The sequence below is a fragment of the Pseudomonas sp. SWRI99 genome (assembly GCF_014270125.1).
GTDB lineage: Bacteria > Pseudomonadota > Gammaproteobacteria > Pseudomonadales > Pseudomonadaceae > Aquipseudomonas > Aquipseudomonas hamedanensis.
In genome coordinates, this window is the sequence record NZ_JABWQR010000012.1 from 137,566 (window position 1) to 153,481 (window position 15,916).

Annotated in this window: 13 protein-coding genes and 1 tRNA gene; 6 read left to right on the forward strand and 8 right to left on the reverse strand. The window is 60.3% G+C overall.

What is annotated here, in order from left to right; genetic code table 11:
• Nucleotides 1–167 precede the first annotated feature (167 nt).
• The gene (gene uvrB / locus HU743_RS12345) at nt 168–2,183 is read right to left on the reverse strand and encodes an excinuclease ABC subunit UvrB (RefSeq protein WP_186637572.1); all 2,016 of its coding nucleotides are present in this window, start codon (nt 2,181–2,183) and stop codon (nt 168–170) included.
• A 334-nt stretch (nt 2,184–2,517) separates the two neighbouring features.
• On the opposite strand from uvrB, the gene HU743_RS12350 reads away from it, so the two are divergent.
• Together HU743_RS12350 and HU743_RS12355 are read left to right on the forward strand one after the other, a co-directional pair.
• On the forward strand, nt 2,518–3,714 hold the full coding sequence (locus HU743_RS12350; RefSeq protein WP_186648864.1) for an amino acid aminotransferase: 1,197 nt from the start codon (nt 2,518–2,520) through the stop codon (nt 3,712–3,714).
• Between the two features lie 229 nt (nt 3,715–3,943).
• On the forward strand, nt 3,944–4,144 hold the full coding sequence (locus HU743_RS12355; RefSeq protein WP_186648865.1) for a hypothetical protein: 201 nt from the start codon (nt 3,944–3,946) through the stop codon (nt 4,142–4,144).
• On the opposite strand, the gene HU743_RS12360 is transcribed toward HU743_RS12355, so the two are convergent.
• The gene (locus HU743_RS12360; RefSeq protein ID WP_186648866.1) at nt 4,141–4,371 is read right to left on the reverse strand and encodes a hypothetical protein; all 231 of its coding nucleotides are present in this window, start codon (nt 4,369–4,371) and stop codon (nt 4,141–4,143) included. The two genes, HU743_RS12355 and HU743_RS12360, sit on opposite strands and share 4 nt — an antisense overlap.
• Nucleotides 4,372–4,590: 219 nt before the next feature.
• On the opposite strand from HU743_RS12360, the gene HU743_RS12365 reads away from it, so the two are divergent.
• Nucleotides 4,591–4,666: transfer RNA gene (locus HU743_RS12365), tRNA-Asn, on the forward strand.
• A gap of 126 nt (nt 4,667–4,792) precedes the next feature.
• Here HU743_RS12365 and HU743_RS12370 read toward each other — a convergent pair.
• Nucleotides 4,793–6,319, reverse strand: coding sequence for a nucleobase:cation symporter-2 family protein (locus HU743_RS12370; protein WP_186552474.1), 1,527 nt, complete (start codon nt 6,317–6,319; stop codon nt 4,793–4,795).
• Between the two features lie 253 nt (nt 6,320–6,572).
• Between HU743_RS12370 and HU743_RS12375 the strand changes: the two genes are divergently transcribed.
• Both HU743_RS12375 and HU743_RS12380 read left to right on the forward strand, forming a co-directional pair.
• Nucleotides 6,573–6,857, forward strand: coding sequence for a BrnT family toxin (locus tag HU743_RS12375; RefSeq protein ID WP_186648868.1), 285 nt, complete (start codon nt 6,573–6,575; stop codon nt 6,855–6,857).
• Nucleotides 6,858–6,860: 3 nt separating this feature from the next.
• A complete protein-coding gene (locus tag HU743_RS12380; RefSeq protein WP_186648870.1) occupies nt 6,861–7,196 on the forward strand; it encodes a BrnA antitoxin family protein in 336 nt (111 codons plus the stop codon).
• On the opposite strand, the gene HU743_RS12385 is transcribed toward HU743_RS12380, so the two are convergent.
• The 4 genes from HU743_RS12385 to HU743_RS12400 form a co-directional block, all read right to left on the reverse strand.
• On the reverse strand, nt 7,193–8,026 hold the full coding sequence (locus HU743_RS12385; RefSeq protein WP_186648872.1) for an arylamine N-acetyltransferase: 834 nt from the start codon (nt 8,024–8,026) through the stop codon (nt 7,193–7,195). The two genes, HU743_RS12380 and HU743_RS12385, sit on opposite strands and share 4 nt — an antisense overlap.
• Before the next feature lie 89 nt (nt 8,027–8,115).
• Nucleotides 8,116–8,910 (reverse strand): exodeoxyribonuclease III, encoded by a 795-nt coding sequence (xth, locus tag HU743_RS12390; RefSeq protein ID WP_186648874.1) that lies wholly within the window; start codon nt 8,908–8,910, stop codon nt 8,116–8,118.
• Nucleotides 8,911–8,992: 82 nt separating this feature from the next.
• Nucleotides 8,993–10,435: a mechanosensitive ion channel family protein gene (locus tag HU743_RS12395; RefSeq protein ID WP_186648876.1), complete on the reverse strand. Its 1,443-nt coding sequence runs from the start codon at nt 10,433–10,435 to the stop codon at nt 8,993–8,995.
• Nucleotides 10,436–10,675: 240 nt separating this feature from the next.
• A complete protein-coding gene (locus HU743_RS12400) occupies nt 10,676–11,542 on the reverse strand; it encodes a pirin family protein (RefSeq protein WP_186648878.1) in 867 nt (288 codons plus the stop codon).
• 346 nt (nt 11,543–11,888) lie between these two features.
• Between HU743_RS12400 and dkgB the strand changes: the two genes are divergently transcribed.
• On the forward strand, nt 11,889–12,692 hold the full coding sequence (gene dkgB / locus HU743_RS12405) for a 2,5-didehydrogluconate reductase DkgB (protein ID WP_186648880.1): 804 nt from the start codon (nt 11,889–11,891) through the stop codon (nt 12,690–12,692).
• On the opposite strand, the gene HU743_RS12410 is transcribed toward dkgB, so the two are convergent.
• On the reverse strand, nt 12,693–15,911 hold the full coding sequence (locus tag HU743_RS12410) for a transporter substrate-binding domain-containing protein (RefSeq protein ID WP_186648882.1): 3,219 nt from the start codon (nt 15,909–15,911) through the stop codon (nt 12,693–12,695). It abuts the gene before it with no gap.
• Between the last annotated feature and the right edge of the window lie 5 nt (nt 15,912–15,916).

Sequence of the window (15,916 nt, forward strand, 5' to 3'; positions counted from 1 at the left end):
GACCGCGTGAGGGTCATTCGCGAGCAGGCTCGCTCCCACAGGGATACACACTGATCGTTCCCATGCTCTGCGTGGGAATGCATCCTGTGACGCTCTGCGTCACGCATGCGATGGGACGCGGAGCGTCCCGGGCGGCATTCCCACGCAGAGCGTGGGAACGATCCTTTTTACACCGTGAGCAATCGTTCGCGCAGCTTGGCAATCTCATCACGCATCTGCGCCGCCGCCTCAAATTCCAGATCGCGCGCCAGTTGATACATCTTCTCTTCCAGTGCGCGAATGCGTTTGGCGATTTCGCTCGGCGAACGCAGTTCGGCTTCGTACTTGGCGTTTTCTTCGGCAGCCTTGGCCATGCCTTTGCGCTTCTTGCTGCGCGACCCCGGCACGGTGGCGCCTTCCATGATATCGGCGACGTCCTTGAACACGCCTTTCGGGGTGATGCCGTGTTCGAGGTTAAAGGCGATTTGCTTATCGCGACGGCGCTCGGTCTCGCCAATCGCGCGCTCCATCGAGCCGGTCATGCGATCGGCATACAGAATCGCCCGACCATTGAGGTTACGCGCGGCACGGCCGATGGTCTGAATCAATGAACGCTCGGAACGCAGAAATCCTTCCTTGTCCGCATCGAGAATCGCCACCAGCGACACTTCCGGCATGTCCAGGCCTTCACGCAGCAAGTTGATCCCCACCAGTACGTCGAACGTGCCGAGGCGCAGATCGCGGATGATCTCGACGCGCTCGACCGTGTCGATGTCCGAGTGCAGATAACGCACGCGCACGCCGTGGTCGGCGAGATAATCAGTGAGGTCTTCGGCCATGCGCTTGGTCAGCGTGGTCACCAGCACGCGCTCTTCGATCGCCACCCGCTTGGTGATTTCCGAGAGCAAGTCGTCGACCTGAGTCAGCGCCGGCCGCACTTCGATCTGCGGATCGACCAGCCCGGTCGGCCGCACCACTTGCTCGACCACACGCCCGGCGTGTTCAGCTTCATAGTTGCCCGGCGTCGCCGAGACGAAAATGGTCTGTGGGCTGACCCCTTCCCACTCGTCGAAACGCATGGGCCGGTTGTCCAGCGCCGACGGCAAGCGGAAGCCGTATTCGACCAGCGTCTCCTTGCGCGACCGGTCGCCCTTATACATGGCGCCAACCTGCGGCACGCTGACGTGGGATTCGTCGATGACCAGCAAGGCGTCCGCCGGCAGGTAATCGTAAAGGGTTGGCGGCGCAGCGCCGGACGGGCGCCCGGACAGATAACGCGAGTAGTTTTCGATGCCATTGCAATAGCCCAGTTCGAGGATCATCTCCAGATCGAAACGGGTGCGTTGCTCCAGGCGCTGGGCCTCCACCAGTTTATTGTTGCTGCGCAGGTATTCGAGACGCTCCTGCAACTCGACCTTGATCCCTTCGATGGCGTCGAGCAGGGTTTCCCGCGGCGTCACATAGTGGCTCTTCGGATAGAAGGTGAAGCGCGGCATTTTGCGGATGACTTCGCCGGTCAGCGGGTCGAACGCGGAAATGCTTTCTACCTCGTCATCGAACAACTCGATGCGGATCGCTTCGAGGTCGGATTCCGCGGGGTAGATGTCGATCACATCGCCACGTACGCGGAAGGTCGCACGGGCAAAGTCCATGTCGTTGCGGGTGTACTGAAGGTCAGCCAGCCGGCGCAGCAGCGCACGCTGATCGAGCTTGTCGCCGCGATCGACGTGCAAGACCATCTTCAAGTAGGTTTCCGGACTGCCCAGACCGTAGATGCACGACACCGTGGTGACGATGATCGCGTCTTTGCGCTCCAGCAACGCCTTGGTCGCGGACAGACGCATCTGCTCGATGTGGTCGTTGATCGACGCATCCTTCTCGATGAAGGTGTCGGATGACGGCACATAAGCTTCGGGCTGGTAATAGTCGTAATAGGAAACGAAGTATTCGACGGCGTTGTTGGGGAAGAATGCCTTGAACTCGCCGTACAACTGCGCGGCGAGAGTCTTGTTCGGCGCCAACACCAGCGTCGGACGCTGTACCTGCGAGATGACGTTGGCGATGCTGAATGTCTTGCCCGAACCGGTCACACCAAGCAGCGTCTGGTGCGCCAGCCCGGCTTCAATGCCTTCGACCAACTGGCGAATGGCTTCCGGCTGATCGCCGGCGGGATCGAAGCGGGTGACTAGCTGGAATTCCGACATACACACCTCTGGAATCGCGGCGTTCCGCCTCAGACGGAGCACCACGAGGACGACCGCAAACGACCGATGTCGCGCAAGAAAAAACCTGGATTGTGCTTAATGGTGGCGATTGCCCGGCCTTTCAAGGCAAACGTCCTACATCCGGTAAAGACTCTGACAAAGACAATCGACTAACGGTCAAGAAATAATCGGAAAAACTTACGTAAAAGCCGATTCGCCTGTCGCCATTGCGCCGTGATGGCCTCTATACTAGCTCCCCGTTTGTGCACCGCTCTAGTGCATTCGGCTGGAGCGCGACACGTCCCTCCACTCTCCATTCAGAGCCGCCGTAATAATGAGCCTGTTCTCCGCTGTCGAAATGGCACCCCGCGATCCAATCCTGGGCCTCAACGAAGCATTCAACGCCGATACCCGGACCACCAAGGTCAATCTGGGCGTGGGTGTTTACTGCAACGAAGAGGGGCGAATTCCACTGCTGCGCGCGGTGATCGAAGCTGAGGCGATTCGCGTCGCTCAACACGCTTCGCGCGGCTACCTGCCGATCGACGGCATCGCCGCCTACGATCAGGCCGTGCAAAAGCTGCTGTTTGGCAACGACTCGCCGCTGATCAGCGCCGGTCGGGTCATCACCACTCAGGCAGTCGGCGGGACCGGCGCACTGAAAATCGGTGCCGACTTCCTCAAGCAACTGCTGCCCGACGCCGTGGTCGCGATCAGTGACCCGAGCTGGGAAAACCATCGCGCACTGTTCGAAACCGCTGGTTTCCCGGTGCAGAACTACCGCTACTACGACGCGGCCACCCACGACGTCAACCGTGCCGGCATGCTCGACGACCTCAACGCCCTGCCGAACGGCTCGGTCGTTGTTCTGCACGCTTGCTGCCACAACCCGACCGGCGTTGACCTGACCCCGGCGGACTGGAACAAGGTGCTGGAAGTGGTCAAGGCCAAAGGTCACGTGCCGTTCCTCGACATGGCTTATCAGGGCTTTGGCGACGGCATCGACGAAGACGCTGCGGCCGTGCGCCTGTTCGCGGAATCCGGCCTGACTTTCTTCGTCTCGAGTTCGTTCTCCAAATCATTCTCGCTGTACGGCGAGCGTGTGGGCGCGTTGTCGATCATCAGCGAGTCGAAAGAAGAAAGCGCACGTGTGCTGTCGCAGGTAAAACGCGTGATCCGCACCAACTACTCCAACCCGCCGACCCACGGCGCCAGCATCGTTGCCGCCGTGCTGAACAGCCCGGAACTGCGCGCACAGTGGGAAGCGGAACTGGCCGAGATGCGCCTGCGCATTCGTGGCATGCGCACGCAGATGGTCGATCTGCTGGCGGAGAACGCGCCGGGCCGCGACTTCAGCTTCGTCGGTCGCCAGCGTGGCATGTTCTCCTACTCCGGCCTGACCACTGAACAGGTACATCGCCTGCGCAACGAGTTCGGCATCTATGCCCTGGACACCGGCCGCATCTGCGTGGCGGCGCTGAACCAGAGCAACATCAAGGCCGTGACGGATGCGATTGTTCAGGTCATCTGATTTCGCGGCGTGATGAAAAACGGGAAGCTCGCAAGGCTTCCCGTTTTTTATTTGTGTCTGGAAACGTCCCACAACCTCTAGACTGCACAGAGCTTTAACTGTGGGAGCGGGCTTGCTCGCGAAAGCGGTCTGTCAGCCAAAAATGGATTGACTGACCTACCGCATTCGCGAGCAAGCCCGCTCCCACAATTGGTTTTGTGTACGCCCTGCATTTTTGATGAGAACCCACATGAAAAACGACAACCTGCGTGCCGACCGTGACGAGCTGGATGATTTCATTCCCCGTGTGTCGGCCAAACGGGAAAAAAGCCTGGTCCTGCAAATCGCCACCGGGGTTTTCCTCGGCGGCCTGGCCCTGTGGCTGGTGCAACTGGCGGCCACGGCCGCTTACGCCAGGCTAATGCTCGGCACGATTACCTTTGGCGGTTAAGCCAACTCGGTCGAGCGTTGACTCGCGGCATCGTCATAGGCGACATACAGCGATTCGGCAATCTGACTCTTGATTGCCTTGGTGCTTTCGAGGCCGAGCACGAAACCTTCGGCCTTGCCGCCGGCGCGGTTCAATTCTTCGGCGGTGCTGGCCTGAGTGATCGCGTCGAAGAGTTTTTCGGCGTGGGGGCCGACGCCTTTTGGCAGGCTGATCTGCGTGATGCTCATACGGATACCTCGGTGTTATAGCTGATCTGACTCATGGCGCGTACCTTTTCGGCGAATGGCCGGCAGCGCGTGTGACCACTTCCGGGTGGCCATGGTAGACCTCCGGTGCCGCTCTGGTAAGCGCCAATCGCTGACAAAACGCCGTCCGTCCCGACGAATCGCAAAAGGTGTTATTCGGAGCTTGACTTCTCTTTTTGAATCAGTAACATACGCACCAATTCCGCAATAGCTCAGTTGGTAGAGCAAATGACTGTTAATCATTGGGTCCCTGGTTCGAGTCCAGGTTGTGGAGCCAAATAGCAAAGCCCCTGAATTGAAAGATTCAGGGGCTTTTTTGTGGGCGCTCCAAAAGATCAAAACATCGACAATAAAAAGGGCCGATCAGTACTTAACAGATCGGCCCTTTTTTCAGACGCCGCGGTCAAACATGTTCGCTGCTTTTCGCCTGCGCTTTCGGTGCGCCATGCCCATGATCGTGCTCCGAATCCACCTCGATTACCGGCACTTCCTTGCCGTCGCAGTCATGCAGCTTGCCGTCGCTGAAGTAATCGCCTTCACGCAGTGCGGCCAGATCGCGATAACGCAGGGTTCGCTCTTCCGCCGCGGCAAACACAGACTGCTGATCCGAGTTGCCAGCCGTAAAGTGGTTGAACGCCAGGTTGAGCAGGATCGCCATGATCGCCGACGAGCTGATGCCGGAGTGGAAAATCGTCGCAAACCAGCTCGGGAACTGGTCGTAGAAGTTCGGCGCAGCAATCGGAATCATGCCGAAACCGATCGACGTGGCGACGATGATCAGGTTGACGTTATTGCGGTAGTCAACCTTCGACAGCGTACGAATGCCGCTTGCTGCTACGGTACCGAACAGCACGATACCGGCGCCGCCGAGGACCGACGTCGGCACAGCGGCAATCACCCTTCCCATGAATGGCAACAGGCCAAGGACCACCAGAAACAGACCGCCGGTGGCGACCACGAAACGGCTCTTGATCCCGGTCACCGCCACCAGCCCGACGTTCTGGGCGAAAGCGCTCTGGGTGAAGGAACCGAAGATCGGCGCGAACATGCTCGACAACATGTCGGCGCGCAGGCCATTGCCCAGACGTTTTGAATCAACCTTGGTTTCGATGATTTCGCCGACCGCCAGAATGTCCGCCGAGGTTTCCACCAGCGTCACCATGACCACAATGCACATCGACAGAATCGCGGCGAAGTGGAAGGTGGGCATGCCGAAGTGGAACGGCGTCGGGAAGCCGAACATGGGACCTGTGGTGACGCTGGAGAAATCCGCCATGCCGAGGAACACCGCCAGCACCGTGCCGATCACCATCGCCAACAGGATCGACAAGCGCGAAATGGTTGCACTGCCGACCTTGCTCAGCAGCAACACCAGCACCAGCGTGACCGCCGCCAGACCGATGTTCTGCATGCTGCCAAAATCCGGCGCATGGCTGTTACCGCCCATGGCCCAGCGGGCGGCCACCGGCATCAGCGTCAGGCCGATGGTGGTGATTACAATGCCAGTGACCAACGGCGGAAAGAACTTGGTGATGCGTGAGAACACCGGCGTGATCAGCAAACCGATCAACGAAGCGGCAATCACCGCGCCCAGCACCGACTGGAAGCCGCCCTCCCCGCCACTGCTGACGATCGCAACCATGGTCGCCACGCCGGAGAACGACACGCCCTGTACCAGCGGCAACTGACAGCCAAAAAACGGCAGACCCAGGGTTTGCAGCAGTGTCGCCAGCCCCCCCGCAAACAATGAAGCAGCAATCAACAAGCCGATGTCCGCCGGCGACAAACCCGCCGCCTGGCCAATGATCAGTGGCACCGCAACGATACCGCCGTACATCGTCAGAACATGTTGGAGGCCGTAAGCCATATTCGCGCCGACCCCGAGATTTTCATCCTCGGGCCGTTGGTGTGAAACATGGGGCGTTTTCATGGTGGGGGGTTCCCTGGTTTTTGTTATGCGCACACTGTATTCAATACTCGGGACAAATGTCCATAGAGTTGTATACAACTTATCAGTCACATAATGGTTAGCTAGCCACCCAACTTTCCAGGCTGCGGTTTGCGTCCGCACAAATCCGGCAACACATCCCCGACTGCGCCAGCGCACCTGCCCACTAGGCTGAAGTGTTCATGGCGACCGACGGCGCAGTCCCGCCCTTTTTTATACATATAAAGTATGCATAATGAAGTCATTCGACATTCAGTACGACAAAAGCAAGAACGCAGCCAACAAACTCAAGCACAAAGGCATCAGCCTCGCCGAAGCCGAACCGGTCTTCTACGACGAACGCGCGCTTACTCTTGAGGACAGCGACCATGACGAACAACGCTGGATCACCGTTGGCCTCGATGGCAAAGGACGCTTGCTGGTCGTTGCATACAGCTATCGCGCAGCCAATGTGGTTCGAATCATTTCTGCACGTGCCGCCAGTCCGAGCGAACGGCGCGCGTATTTTCCGGAGGCTTGACCGATGAACGATGAATATGACTTTTCCCAGGGCAAACGCGGTGCCGTGGCGTCCAGCAAAGGTAAAACGCGCATTACCATCATGCTTGACGATGCGGTGATCGAGGCGGCGCGCGCAGTCGCCGAAAACGAGGGTTTTGGTTATCAGACAGTGATCAACAACACGCTGCGCCATGCCCTGCTGGAAAACCCTCGCCCGCAGACCAACGCGGAGAATGGCGAGGTGTCCGGGCAGTTTAAAAAAGGCATAACGGCCGCTGACCTCAAGAGCCTCGAGAGAAAATTGTCGGCGGCCATCGGCGAAATCCGCCGCGTGCTGGAACCAGACGTGAAGCCCTAGGCAGACACTCGCGCGATCACCTGCGCCAGCGATTGCCGCATTGACGGCGAATCAACCACCTGCAGGCCAAACTCGCGCGCCAGCAATTCGATCAACTCATCGACCTGCGTCACATCGCGCCGCTCACTCTCGTCACCGATGCGGTGAAGGGCAAAGCTGCCGTTGTTCAACGTCTTGCGCCAGCCCTCCCCGGTGCGCGCGACCATTAATCGCTGGGCAAACGGTGAGTCAGGGTGCGTCGAGACGTACCAGTTGCCGACGGTGTAATCGATGTCTTCCTGGCGTTGCAGGTCGAACAGATACATCGGCCGCCACTCGCCCGCGACGTTGGCATGCAACATATAGCCGTCGGCCTGTTTTTCGATGCGATAAGGTTCGTGAGGGGTGGGTTGCACGGCTTCGGTGTCGAGCATCAGCGGTGCGGTCGGCACCATGCCGCCGAAGCCGACGTCAGTGATATAGCGAACACCGTCGAGGGTGACCAGGCTCAAGCGGTGAGTCCGCGCCGTCCAGCTGCCTTCAGGCTGATTCATCACCACGCGCCCGCTGATCGCGCGAACGTCGAAGCCCAGTTCAAGCAACAGGGTGAAAAACAGCTTGTTGAGCTCGTAGCAGTAACCGCCGCGACCACCCAACAGGATTTTTTCTTCAGTTGACGGCAAATCGATCAACACCGGCGCGCCAGTAACCGTGGCCAGGTTTTCGAAAACAAACACAGCGGTGTGGCGCAACTGTAACTGGCGCAGGGTAGCCAGCGTCGGCGATGGAGGCGCATCAAAACCCAGGCGTTGCAGGTACAGCTTCAGGTGGGTCAGGCGTGGCTCGCTCATTGCTCGGTCCTTATGCAGGGGGCGTTGATAGACACCCTGTATACGGGATCGAGCAGGGTTTTCGACAATTGATTTCGCCAATCAACCGCTCAGCGTTTTTTACGCGAGCCGATACGAATCCACGTCGGCGCATGATCACTGGCGTGCGGTTCGTTGCGCACCCAGGCATCGACTCCCGCCTCGTGCAAATACGGACTCAGCGCCGGGTTCAGCAAAAGATGGTCGATGCGCAGGCCGGAGTTGGTTTGCCAGTGCTGGCGGAAATAATCCCAGAAGGTGTAGAGGCGTTCCTCGGGATACAAATGCCGCAGGGAATCGGTCCAGCCTTGATCCAGCAGACGTTGGTAGCACTCGCGACTTTGCGGTTGCAGCAAGGCGTCCTTGAGCCAGGAACGGGTATTGTAGATGTCCATGTCAGTAGGCACGACGTTGTAGTCACCGGCCAGCACCACCGGGTGGTCGCTGCTTTGCAAGTCCTTGGCGTAGCTGATCAACCGCTCGAACCAGGCCAGTTTGTACTCGAATTTCGGCCCCGGCTGCGGATTGCCATTGGGCAGGTACAGGCAACCGACCAGCACCCCGTGCACCGCCGCTTCGATATAGCGGCTCTGGGCGTCGTCTGGATCGCCGGGCAGCCCGCGCCGGCTCTCCAGCGGTTGTGCATCCCGCGCCAGAATCGCCACACCGTTCCACGACGCCTGGCCTTGCCAGATCGCGCCGTAACCGGCCGCTTCCAGCTCGGCTGCCGGAAACGCGCTGTCCACCGATTTCAGTTCTTGCAGGCAGGCGATGTCCGGTTGCTCACGCTCCAGCCACGCCAGCAGATTCGGCAGCCGCGCGCGCAGGCCGTTGACGTTGAACGTGGCAATGCGCAGGTTTTTCATCGTTCGCCGCTCCTGTCAGGGGGATTGCACTTGTGACCCCCGAACCGTTGCGCAGGTTGCATTCAATCACCACGGCCAGCCCTCAGGCGCGATTGCGCAGCCACTGCAAAAAGCCTCGTTTCGGCGCAACGGCTGGCGCTTCTTCGGTGAGCGATTGCGCCTTGTGCAGACGAAAATCGAGCAACGCCTGCATGGCATCGTGGATCTCATGGCGGGCGTCCAGGCACGGCTTCAGGTATGACTTTTCGATGCGATACAAGGTGCAAAACGTCTTCGCCGTAAAGTCGGCAGGCAGCGCCGTGTCGCTGAGAATCCCCGCCTCCCCGATCACTTCGCCCGGCCCCATGCGCCCGGACTCCAGCGCTGTGCCGTGCCGCTTCAACGTCACCGAAACGACGCCGGACTCGATAATGAACAAATGATCGCTGACCTCCCCGCCCGCCAGAAGAGTCTCGCCGGCGCGGAACGTCTGCAGGGTCATGTTCTGGCTGAACGTATCTTTTTCCTCCTCACGCAGCGTGGAAAAAATTGGCGAACTGTCGAGCAATGCCCGTGGCCGCGACAGCGTAGACGCTGTACTGGCTTCATTGCTCGACAGCAGATTGACCCCGGACGCCTGCAAGTGGCGGTAAGCCAGATCGAACAACTGATTGCGCACTGCGCGCTTCTCGCCCATCGAGGCGACGAAACCACTGATCTCGTATTCCGCGCCGCTGCTGCCAGAGCTTTTCAGCGCGACACTCGGCGCCGGACTGTCGAGCAACTGGCGGCACCCCTGCATGGCCCGCTCCAGCGCCTCGATCACCGAGCTGGGCCGCGCATGCGGGCTGACTTGCACGCCGACCGCTACGCCAAACATGTTGCTCGGCCGACTGAAGTTGATGATCTTGGCCTTGGCCGCCAGCGAATTGGGAATCACCGCCATGCTGCCCTGACTGGTTTGCAGACGCGTGGCGCGCCAATCGATATCGGTGACCCGGCCTTCGGTGCCGTCGATGGAAATCCAGTCATCGAGCTGATAGGGCTTGGTGGTGTTGAGGACGATGCCGGAAAACACATCGCTCAAGGTGCTCTGCAAGGCCAGACCGACAATGATCGCCAGCGCGCCCGACGTAGCCAGCACGCCTTTGACCGGCAGGTCCAGCACATACGCCAGCGCGGCGATGATCGCGATGAGGAAAATCACGGCGCCAAGCAAATCCTGCAACAGCCGTCCGGTGTGGCCGACCCGCTGCATCATCACCGCGCCGATCAACACCGTCAGGGTCCGCGCGCCGAACAGCCACCAACCGATCTGCAACGCCGTCGCCGCCAGGTGCAGCGGCACGTTGTCGGCCCACGGTGCCGGCTCCATCGGATTCAGGCCTTCGTTGAACAGTACGATGCTGAACAGGGTAAAAATCAGCACCCGCACCAACAGCTTCCACTCGCTGCCTCGGGAACTGATCAGACGCCAGAATCCGAGGTCGAGGAGGATCAGGACAAATGCGCAAAACAGCGGATGTTCGGTCAGCAAAGACAACATCAAACCACTCCGACGAAGGCCAATCGCGAGAAGATCGCACAGATTGAGCCAGTGTAGGAGCAATTGATTTCAGCGGATGAACACCCGCACAAAAACACCGCAAAACAACTGTGGGAGCGGGCTTGCTCGCGAAGTCGGCGGAACAGTCAAAGACGTATTGACTGACACAACGCCTTCGCGAGCAAGCCCGCTCCCACATTGGGTTTTTGGGGTGTGTCAGGTGACTGCCCCGGCTGTGACTCAAGCCTGCATCCGGCCGAAGCGGCCCGACTGGAAGTCGGCGAACGCCTGGTGGATTTCCTGCTCGGTGTTCATCACGAACGGGCCATGGCCGACGATCGGTTCGTCGATCGGCTCGCCGCTGAGCAACAGCACTACCGCTTGTTGGCTGGCTTGGAGGGTCAATCGATCGCCATCACGCTCGAAGAGCACTAACTGCCCTTCCCCCACCGATTCCGCGCCGTTGACCTGCACCGAACCTTTCAACACCACCAGCGCGGTGTTGCGCCCATCGTGCAGATCCAGCGTCAGCAACTTGCCGGCGTTCAGGCGCAAGTCCCAGACGTCGATGGGCGTAAACGTGCGCGACGGACCTTTATGGCCTTCGAACTCACCGGCGATCAGACGCAGGCTGCCTGCGTTGTCCTTGAGCGCAATGCGCGGGATATCGCTGTCCAGAATGGTCTGGTAGCCCGGCGCGGCCATTTTGTCCTTGGCCGGCAGGTTGACCCACAGTTGCACCATTTCCATACGGCCGCCGGTTTTGGCGAAATCGTCGGAGTGGAACTCCTCGTGGAGAATTCCCGACGCGGCTGTCATCCATTGCACGTCGCCCGGGCCGATAGTGCCGCCGCTGCCGGTGGAGTCGCGGTGCTGCACTTCGCCGTCGTACACGATCGTCACGGTTTCGAAACCACGGTGTGGGTGCTGGCCCACGCCGCGCCGCTCGGTGGTCGGGGTGAATTCGGCCGGACCGGCGTGATCGAGCAGCAGGAACGGGCTGATGTGTTTGCCCAGGTTGTCGTAGGAAAACAGCGTGCGAACCGGAAAACCATCGCCGACCCAATGGCCGCGCGGGCTGGTGTAGATACCGAGAATGTTTTTCATGGGCTCTCCAATGGGTAAATGCCTTGGATTAAGCCTAAAGGGAGATCGAGTTTCGCACTAGACTGCCAAAATCGGCTTGAGTGTTCTATATGCAGAACGCTGGATCGGCGGTGCGCCCTTCGCGAGCAGGCTCGCTCCCACAGGATTCTGGGTGAACCCATGATTTGTGCTTAACCACAACTTCTGTGAGAGCGAGCTTGCTCGCGAAGGGGGCAGGCCGGACAACCCGGATCTCGAAAATGATTCATGACTTCTGCTCAACATTGCTTTGTCCCACCAGCGGTTTTTCTCACTGATCCGGACGCGGATACTGCGGCCATTCCCACTGCATTCCAGGAGTCATTCCATGTCTGTTCCCGCTTTCGGTCTTGGTACGTTTCGCCTGCAAGGCCAGGTGGTCATTGATTCAGTGAGCACGGCCCTTGAACTCGGCTACCGCGCCATCGACACCGCGCAGATTTACGAAAACGAAACCGAGGTGGGTCAGGCGATCGCTGCCAGTGGAATCGCGCGCGACGCGCTGTTCATCACCAGCAAGATCTGGGTGGCCAACTTCGCCGCAGATCGCCTGATCGCCAGTCTCAAGGAAAGCCTGCACAAATTGCAGACCGACTACCTCGACCTGACGCTGATCCACTGGCCCTCGCCCAACCATGAGGTCCCTGTCGAGGCGTTCATGGGCGCGCTGCTGGAGGCAAAACGCCTGGGCCTGACGCGACAGATCGGCGTGTCCAACTTCACCATCGACCTGATGAAACAGGCCATCGCCGCAGTCGGTGCCGAGCACATTGCGACGAATCAGATCGAACTGCACCCGTACCTGCAAAACCGTAAAGTCGTCGAGTTCGCCCGTAGCCAAGGCATTCACATCACTTCGTACATGACCCTCGCCTACGGCGAAGTGTTGCAGGATCCGCTGATTCAGAAGATTGCCGAGCGCCTGCACGCCACCCCGGCGCAGGTCACGCTGGCCTGGGCGATGCAGTCGGGTTTTGCGGTGATTCCGTCCTCGACCCGACGCGCCAACCTGCACAGCAACCTCGGTGCGACCGCGCTGACATTGAGCGATGCGGACATGGCGCTGATCGCCAGCCTGGACCGCGGCCATCGCCTGACCAGCCCGAAAGGCCTGGCCCCTGCCTGGGACTGATCAGGCCTGAAGACGTTGCGCGAGGTTATGCATGGCTTCGCGCAGCGTCTTGATTGCCGGCAGAACCGCCACCGCATCGGCCTGCTGGCAAGCCTGTTCGAGTTCGACACACGCGGCCACCAGGCGCGCCGCGCCGACCATTTGCGCACCGCCCTTGATGTGATGGGCCAGTTCGCGCAAGCCACTGTGGTCATCCCCGCCCTGCAAACTCGCCAGACGCTGCAGGTCCTGGTCCAGGCTGCGCGAGACTTCGGCGCGCAGGCGTTCAATCAACGCGTGGTCATTGCCGGCCATTTGCTCCAGCGCACTGAGGTCGATTTCCGTTAACACAGGGGCCGGCAATGGCTCGATTTCTTGCTGGCAATGAGCAACGCCCTTTAAGGCCTGTGCCAGGTCGCTCAAGCGGATCGGTTTGAACAGGCAATCGTCCATACCGGCCTCGAAACAGCGCACCCGCTCCTGTACTTGGGCGTTGGCGGTAAATCCAATGATCCGGCACGGTGCGCGTGCGCTGTGCGCTTCCTCATCGCGGATTGCCCGTGCCAGCTCATAGCCGTTGCGATGCGGCATGTTGCAGTCAGTGATCACCACATCGAACACCCGAGCGCGCCAACGCTCCAGGCCCTGCTCGCCATTCTCGGTGTCGACGGTGCGATGCCCGAGGTCGCTGAGTTGCCAACACAGCAACAACCGATTGACCGGATGGTCGTCGACCACCAGCACGTCGAGCGATCGCAGCGCGCACGGCGCCTCTTGCGTACTTGGCGGAGCCGCTGCGAGTGCAGTGAGGCGCGGCAGTTCAAAGCGCAGCTCGACCCGCGTGCCGAGCCCCGGTTCGCTGTCGAGTTGCAAGGTGCCGCCCATCATCTCGCAGAGGCTGCGACTGATCACCAGTCCCAGTCCAGACCCGCTGCGCACCGCACCCGGAAGGTTGCCGACCTGGACAAACGGACTGAACAACCGCTGCCGATCAACGGCACTGATGCCCAACCCGCTGTCCTCGATGATCACGATCAGTGCCAGTTTTTCTGCCGATTTCAGCTTGAGTTCGAGCGACAGACTGACTTCTCCCTGCTCAGTGAACTTGATGGCGTTGCTCAGCAGGTTCGACAGCACTTGCTTGAAACGTGTCGGATCGATCAGTACATCGACGTCACTGTGTTCGTCCAGATCGATGCGCCACAACAGCCGCTTTTGCCGCGCCAGCCCTTCGAAGACACGGCTCACCGACGTCACCAGATCGCGCAGGTTGGCGCGTTCCGGTGCCACTGAAAGGTGCCCGGACTCAATCCTGGCAATGTCGAGAATGTCGCCGATCAACGCCAGCAGTTGCTGCCCGGCGTTGGCCGCAACCTGAATCGCCAACCGATCGGTTTCGCCCTCCTCCGCCCGCTTGAGCGCCAGTTCGAGCATGCCGATCAAGGCGTTCATCGGCGTACGGATTTCATGGCTCATGGTCGCCAGAAACGTGGTTTTTGCGCGGTTGGCGTCGTCGGCCGTCTGCTTGGCTTGCCGCAATTGTTGCAACCACTGCTGACGCTGGCGAATCTGCCGGCGCTGAAAACCGATCCACAGCAGCGCCAGCACCAGCAGCACGGCCGCAGCGGCGAAGCTCAGCAAAATCGACTGGCGATGGCGCAACCAGTAGCTGTCATCCACCACCACATCATGGCTCCAGCGCTCGACCAATTCATCCATATGCTGCGGCGCAATACTCAGCAGCGCCTTGTTCAAAATCGAGTGCAGCGCGGTCGCCTGCGGAGCAGTGGCCAAGGCAATCCGCGCCGGCTGGTCGCCGACTGTCCCGATGATGCGCAAGCGATCACGGTAATGACGGGTCAGTAAAAAGCGCGCAACCAGCAACGAACTGACCGTGGCGTCCACCTGCCCCTTGGCGATCAGGACCATGCCCTCGGCGGGGCTTGCGACTTCGACCAGACGCACGCCGGGAATGCGTCCCGACAGGTAGTCGCGCAGCGGGTGGCCGCGATAGATGGCCACCCGCTTGCCGGTCAGGTCATCGAGGCGACGCGGGCTCTGCGCGGCTGTCGAAGCAACCAGGACAAACGGATTGTTGAGGTAGGCGCGGGTGAAGGCCAGTTCGGCTTCGCGTTCATTGCTCGGCGTTACCACCGGCAGCAGATCGAGTTCACCGGCCTTGAGCTGCTCGATCTGACGGTCGAGGGAAACCCCGCGCACCCGTTCGAACTGCAAACCGCTGCGCTGACTGATCAGAGTCAGCAGCTGCGCGCCAAGCCCACTGAAACGGCCGTCGGCGTCGAAAAAAGTCAGCGGGGCGAAATCATCAATGACACCGACCCGCACCACCGGATGTCGATTCAGCCAGTCTTGCTCCATCACACTGAGTTGCACCTGTGACTGTTCCGCCATCTCCGCATGACCGACACTCCAACGCTGCTCGATGAGCTGGCGGCGCTCCATGGGCACGGCCTCAAGCGCCTTGTCGACAAGGCGCTTGAGGCGCACGTCGGTGCGCAACAGGGCAAAGCCGAACGGGTTGGCATCCAGCCCGGACGGCCCGGCCAGCTGCAGATCGTTGCGGTAATTGGTGTTGATCAGGTAGTTGGAACTGATGAAGTCTCCCAGGTAGACATCATCCGCACCGAAAGCCACCGCACCGAGGGCATCCATGGCCGACGGGTAGCGTTGCACCTGAGCGTCGGGATAGAACGCTTGTACGCTCGCCAGCGGCAGATAGTCCTCGACCATGGCGATACGCTTGCCGGCAAGATCGGCCGACAGGGTGTCGTCGTGGCGGATCACCAGCATCGGCTGGTCTTCGGCGTACGCGCGCGACAGCACAAAATCGGGGTCGGCGATTTCAAAGCGGTTGGAGGTGCCCAGCAAGTCCAGTTCGCCACGCTTGAGCGCCGCCATCAAGGCCGGCCGGTCGGCGAAGCGCCGGACGTCGATGCGCACACCGAGCAGTTGCGCCAGCAGGTCGGCGTAATCGGCCGTAAGCCCCTCCAGCTCGTGCTGATGACGGGTGATTTCAAACGGCGGGTAATCCGGCCCGGAAATGCCCATGCGCAATACCGGGTGCTCACGCAACCACTGGCGATCCTGCGCGTCGAGGCGAACCTCGGCATGCGCCGCCCCGGCACGCGTCACCAGTTCCAGCCGCTGCGATGTTTCATCCGCCCAAGCGCTGGTCAGGCAGCTCAGCCACAGCCCGAAAAGCCGATATCCCAGTGCCATGTCCG

Coding starts and splice junctions, on each gene's coding strand:
- uvrB (WP_186637572.1), bottom strand. CDS start 2,183: ATGTCGGAATTCCAGCTAGTCACCCGCTTCGATCCCGCCGGCGATCAG.
- HU743_RS12350 (WP_186648864.1), top strand. CDS start 2,518: ATGAGCCTGTTCTCCGCTGTCGAAATGGCACCCCGCGATCCAATCCTG.
- HU743_RS12355 (WP_186648865.1), top strand. CDS start 3,944: ATGAAAAACGACAACCTGCGTGCCGACCGTGACGAGCTGGATGATTTC.
- HU743_RS12360 (WP_186648866.1), bottom strand. CDS start 4,371: ATGAGCATCACGCAGATCAGCCTGCCAAAAGGCGTCGGCCCCCACGCC.
- HU743_RS12370 (WP_186552474.1), bottom strand. CDS start 6,319: ATGAAAACGCCCCATGTTTCACACCAACGGCCCGAGGATGAAAATCTC.
- HU743_RS12375 (WP_186648868.1), top strand. CDS start 6,573: ATGAAGTCATTCGACATTCAGTACGACAAAAGCAAGAACGCAGCCAAC.
- HU743_RS12380 (WP_186648870.1), top strand. CDS start 6,861: ATGAACGATGAATATGACTTTTCCCAGGGCAAACGCGGTGCCGTGGCG.
- HU743_RS12385 (WP_186648872.1), bottom strand. CDS start 8,026: ATGAGCGAGCCACGCCTGACCCACCTGAAGCTGTACCTGCAACGCCTG.
- xth (WP_186648874.1), bottom strand. CDS start 8,910: ATGAAAAACCTGCGCATTGCCACGTTCAACGTCAACGGCCTGCGCGCG.
- HU743_RS12395 (WP_186648876.1), bottom strand. CDS start 10,435: ATGTTGTCTTTGCTGACCGAACATCCGCTGTTTTGCGCATTTGTCCTG.
- HU743_RS12400 (WP_186648878.1), bottom strand. CDS start 11,542: ATGAAAAACATTCTCGGTATCTACACCAGCCCGCGCGGCCATTGGGTC.
- dkgB (WP_186648880.1), top strand. CDS start 11,889: ATGTCTGTTCCCGCTTTCGGTCTTGGTACGTTTCGCCTGCAAGGCCAG.
- HU743_RS12410 (WP_186648882.1), bottom strand. CDS start 15,911: ATGGCACTGGGATATCGGCTTTTCGGGCTGTGGCTGAGCTGCCTGACC.